Genomic DNA, 5,499 nt, shown 5'->3' on the forward strand with positions numbered 1-5,499 from the left:
GGGTTTAAGACAAGGGGTATTCATGAAGTACCTCGGGCTAAAGCCCGAGGTTGGGGGGTGGTACTTATGACCCTTGGCTAAAGCCAAGGGTTATTGAAAGCGCCAAGGGTTAAAGCCAAGGGCGAGTCATATAGCCGAGGTAATTCACGATGGCAGGGGCGATTCATAAAGCACCCAGGGCTTGAGACAAGGGGGATTCATGAAATACACAGGGCTAAAGACAAGAGGTATTAAAAAAACACGCGATACCCGAATTTTGTGATGGAGCACCAGAAATGAAATCCCTGACAATGAATGAATCCACGAATTTCACGAATAAGACGAATTGAAAAGCAATTATGATATTACCATGACTTGCGTATAAAAGTCATGGTAATTCGTGGAATTCGTGGAATTCGTGGAAAAATCCATTTAACGCATCTCAGCTTAAGGGAATAGCCAATAAAAAAATTCATGAAGGGATTAAATGAGGATAAAAACCGGACTTTCTTTTTGGAGATATTTATTGTAAATTTAGATTCAAAATCCAAAAGGAACCTGATGATAAGACCCGTTATACTAATATTGCTTTGGTTGGCCATGCAGCTCGATGCCCGGTCGGAGCGTTCAAACCAGATCAGTTTTCGGTATTATACGACAGCACAGGGCTTGTCGCATAATTTTGTGGACTGCATGCACCTTGACAGCAAGGGTTTTTTGTGGGTTGGGACGTGGTATGGGCTGAACCGTTTTGATGGCTATCAGTTTGAGCAATATCACTACAACCCACAGCATCGCAAAGGCTTGTCGGGGACTTTTGTGTATGCGCTGAATGAGGATAAGTGGGGTCACATCTGGATTGGGACCGACAAGGGGCTTGATTTATTTAGCTATCGAACCGATTCGATTCATCATCATCGGCTGGCAGAGACGCCACAGTCGCTGACGACCATTGAACGAGAGAATGACAGCACGATGTGGGTGGGAGACATCCTCAACATGGCTGTTTACCGTGTAGAGAGCAATGCCCGCGGGGAGCTGCTCACAACCCATCGGGTGAGCATCGCAGAATACCGGATACCCTCGTTGGACTATCAGATAGAGGATCTGGCATGGGAAGCGCCATCGACACTATGGATTGGGACGACGAACGGCTTGATCCGCTACAACACGCGCACCGGCGAGAAGAAACAGTATTTGCACAACCCACAAGATCCGCATTCACTGGCTTTCAGTGTTGTGAAATCACTGTTTATATCCCCCACACGGGGACTAATTGTCGGGACGGACATCGGCATGTCGACAATGCGCCGAGAGACAGATGATTTTGAGAACCTGGTGATGCCCCAAAACATCCCGGGAGAGCTGCCCCACAACACGATCAACGACCTGATACACGACAACAATGGGAATCTGGTGATAGGCACATTGGGGGGTATCGCGATTTATGACCCCCATAAAGATCGCTACGAGAGTATCACGGCGGTAGAGTTTTCGCGATATGGTCTGAACTCGAACTATGTGAACTGTCTGCTATCGGATCCGGAGGGTAACATCTGGATTGGGACAGAGGGGGGCGGGTTGAACTGCTATAACATACACAGCAACAATTTTCGGTTGTACATGCATGAGCCAGGGAATGCGAATTCACTCACAGCGCGTTTTGTGAATTCAACGCTCGATGACGGACGGCATTTGTGGGTGGGCACAGCAGGCGGCGGGTTGAACCGCATCGACAAACAGACGGGCGAATACCGTCAATACCGTTCAGCGGTCAATGATGTCACCACCCTTCCGAACAACTTTATCTCAGCGCTGGCACGCACGGAGAACCAACTGTGGGTGGCCACGTGGGGCGAAGGATTGGCAATGCTTGAGCATCCGGAGGGTCACAACCGGCGGTTTCGGAACTTTGCGGATGAGGATGGTCTGCCCTACGGCCCGGTGAACGACTTCATCTCGAGTCTGGTGGTGGATCGGGATGGGATGCTATGGGCCGGAACCAACCTGGGCATCAATCGCATCGACCCCAAGACCTGTCGATTTGAAAGCTTCACCTCTACCCCACCCAACCCGAATATCAACGCGGTGGGTTATCTGATGTTCGACAACCATCACAACCTATGGGTTGGGTCGCCCAACGGGCTTTACAAGATTAAGGCCGATGCACAAGGGCGCATCGACATGAAACATGCAGAGGTTTATCATTGTGTGAACGATCCGAGCGATACGACCAGCATCAGCGGCACCTACATCACGACGCTGGCCACAGATCATCTGGGGAACATCTGGATAGGGACGTATGGGCAAGGGATCAACCTGTTGAGTGCGGCCAACAACCGGGACAATCGCTTTGAGTTTGTGCGTTACGGAGAGCGGAACGGGCTATGCAACAACATCGCCTTTGGCATTCGAGAAGGGAGTGATAGTCTGATGTGGGTGGCGACCGACAACGGGCTATCGGCATTCAACCCTAAGACGGGACAATTCCGCAATTATTATGAAGAGGATGGATTGCCCGCGAACCGATTTTTTTGGAACTCGGCACACCGATCTCAGGAGGGTTCCCTGTATTTTGGGAGCACCAACGGTTTGGTGAATATCAATATCCAAGAGAATAACGAGCTGGCCCTCCCCCACCCTCCGGTTCTGACCGGCTTGATGTTTGAGAACGACACGATACTGACGGGTCACCGCATTAAGCGACATACGATATTGACGGAGAACATCACGCAAACGCAACGCATCGTGATACCGGCACACATCAAGGATTTCACGCTGTGGTTTTCGGCGTTACGCTACACACTACCTGAACGCATTGGCTATCAATACCTATTGGAGGGATATGACCAGACCTGGAATCAGACGACGGCCACCCAACGCTCGGCCAAGTACATGAATCTCCCCCCGGGGGAATATCGGCTACGGGTGAGAGCCATCCACTCGCTGACGCCAACGGTGATGTCGCCCGAGCGGACGCTGACGATCGTGGTTTTGGCACCATTTTACAAGACAACGCCCTTCTATCTACTATTGCTTTTGATGTTGAGTGGGGCTGTATGGGGAACCATCCGCCTGCGCACCTATCGACTGAAGCAGGCCAACAAAACCCTTGAGGAGACGGTTGCCAGCCGGACGCTTCAGATAGAGGAACAAAATGAGGAGTTGCGACGTCAGGCAGAGAACCTACAAGAGACCAATGCTTTGATGGAAGAACATCAGGAGCTGATAGAGCTGCAAAAATGGGAGTTGGAACAACACCGCAACAAACTGGAGGAGCTGGTGCAGGAAAGGACGCAGGAGCTGGAATTGGCCAAGCAGAAGGCCGAGGAGAGCGACCGCCTCAAGAGCGCATTTTTGGCCAACATGAGTCATGAGATCCGAACGCCAATGAATGCCATCGTTGGTTTCTCGAGTCTATTGAACGACAGCGACCTGACGCCTGAAGAGACGAGCAACCTGGTGGGGATGATCACGTCGAGCTCGGAATCGTTGTTGCGCCTGATTGATGACATTTTGGATTTGTCGATGATAGAGTCGAACCAGATGAAGGTGGTGTATGAGGCGACTTCGGTGAACAGTCTGGTAGACAACATTCACTCGGCCATACAGCTGATTCACCGCAATCCGGATGTTGAGATACGTTTGACGAATGGTTTGTCAGAGGAGGAATTGATCATCCACACGGATGCGTTTCGTCTGCAACAGATATTGCTGAACCTGATGAATAACGCGCTTAAGTTTACAGACAAGGGTTTTGTGGAGCTGGGTGTGAGGCGTAAAGAAGGCCAGCTGGCATTTTATGTGCATGATACGGGTCGCGGCATCTCGCCCACTGAGCTTGAGATCATCTTTGATCGATTCCGAAAAATAGAGGATGACAAGAACCGGTTGTACCGAGGTGCAGGATTGGGTTTGTCGATCTCGCGACGACTGTCGGAACTGTTGGGGGGCACCATGTATGTGGAGTCGAATATCAACAGTGGTTCGACATTTTATTTTATGCTTCCGTGGGATTATGTGTTGCCACGACACACAGAGCCACCTGTGGAGCATCTGCCGGAGCAGGCGCATTGGCAGGATAAGACGATATTGATTGTGGAGGATGAGTATTCGAACTATGCCTACCTAAATAAAGCACTGAAGAACAAAAACATATCGACGCTATGGGCTAAAAACGGGCAGGAAGCCATCGATATTGTCAAAAGCGGTCAATCGATTCACATCGTGATGATGGACATCAACATGCCGCAACTCAACGGCATTGAGACGTTTAAGATACTCAAAGCGATGAATCCGCACCTGGTGGTGATTGCGCAGACGGCGTATGCCCGTTTTGAGGATGAGACGCGGATTCGCGCCGAAGGGTTTGATGACTTCATCGGGAAGCCGATACGAACGAAGACGTTGTATCGGGTGATTGAGCGGTTTATGAGGAGTGGAGGAGTGGAGGGTCTGAATGATGTGAGATTGGAGATATGGAGTGAGGAGTCGGGTGAGTAACAAACCCTGAAGGTTTTAGAAACCTTCAGGGTTTTTTGTGTCGGCATTGAGGCAAAATAGCCGTTGCTAGCCGAATCACACAAACGAATATTTGTTAATTTTGTAAACCTTTTCCCGAAATGAGCCATGTTGATGGATTCGGGATTTGGTGACGCATAAATAGGCAACCAGAGACAGCACTTGGACATGGCATCATGGGACTGAGGGGGCGAAGCTATCATTGGTGGAGAAGTTTAGGAGTGGAGGAGGTTAAGAGTTTAGGAGTTTAGGAGTGGAGGTGTTTAGGGGGTGGACAGAAGGAGCCTCCTTAATTCGTTGCTATCACAAAGCGATTAAATGGACCAAGAAAAACAGATTCACACAATCGACTTGCCACTTGGTTTACAAATAATTGCAAGAATTATTTATTTCACAAAAAAGGATATAGGCTACGTTGCTGTGGGAAGATGATAATTTAGCACGCATTACAAATGCGCGCTAGCAAGGGGACAAAAAACAACGCATGCCCTACCAAGACATCATATTCAAAGAAGAAGCTCCACTAGTGTCCCATTAAAATGTACAATAGTCACTACATTGCGCTATGTACAAAATAGTTATTTGTATTTTGAGAGTGAACGGACTTGAATTTGTGTTTAGTGCTTTACTGTCAAAAAAGAATATCCACAATTCAATGTCGTTTAGTTAAGCCCCAAAGGGGCGCCAGCATTAGCGCAGGGCAAAGCCCTGCTTATTTGTAGCAAACGAGCTCAAGCCCTGAAGGGGCGTAAGCTTACGCCCCTTCAGAGCTATAAGATTGTGGTTGCATTCATCGTTGGGCGATGCCCAACGCTACTGCTTATCGCCCTTTCAGGGCTTCACTTAACGACATTGAATTGTGAACCGCGAATTATGCGAATTAAACGGATTAAGAATAAGAACTGGCGAATAGTCAATTGAACAGCGAAGCTGTTTCTCTTCAATTCTTTGTAAGCAAAGCGGCATGGCCGATAACGCTTAATTCGTTAAATTCTTGGC

General features: G+C 49.0%; 1 protein-coding gene. It reads left to right on the forward strand.

Annotation, left to right across the window (positions count from 1 at the left end):
• Window positions 1-540: 540 nt before the first annotated feature.
• A complete protein-coding gene (locus LX69_RS14610) occupies window positions 541-4,482 on the forward strand; it encodes a two-component regulator propeller domain-containing protein (RefSeq protein WP_170124416.1) in 3,942 nt (1,313 codons plus the stop codon).
• The last annotated feature ends 1,017 nt before the right edge of the window (window positions 4,483-5,499 follow it).

It is taken from the genome of Breznakibacter xylanolyticus (assembly GCF_003254275.1).
Taxonomy (GTDB): Bacteria; Bacteroidota; Bacteroidia; order Bacteroidales; family Marinilabiliaceae; genus Breznakibacter; species Breznakibacter xylanolyticus.

What these genes read in the sequence shown, in the direction of transcription:
- LX69_RS14610 (WP_170124416.1), top strand. Translation starts at nt 541, where the DNA reads ATGATAAGACCCGTTATACTAATATTGCTTTGGTTGGCCATGCAGCTC.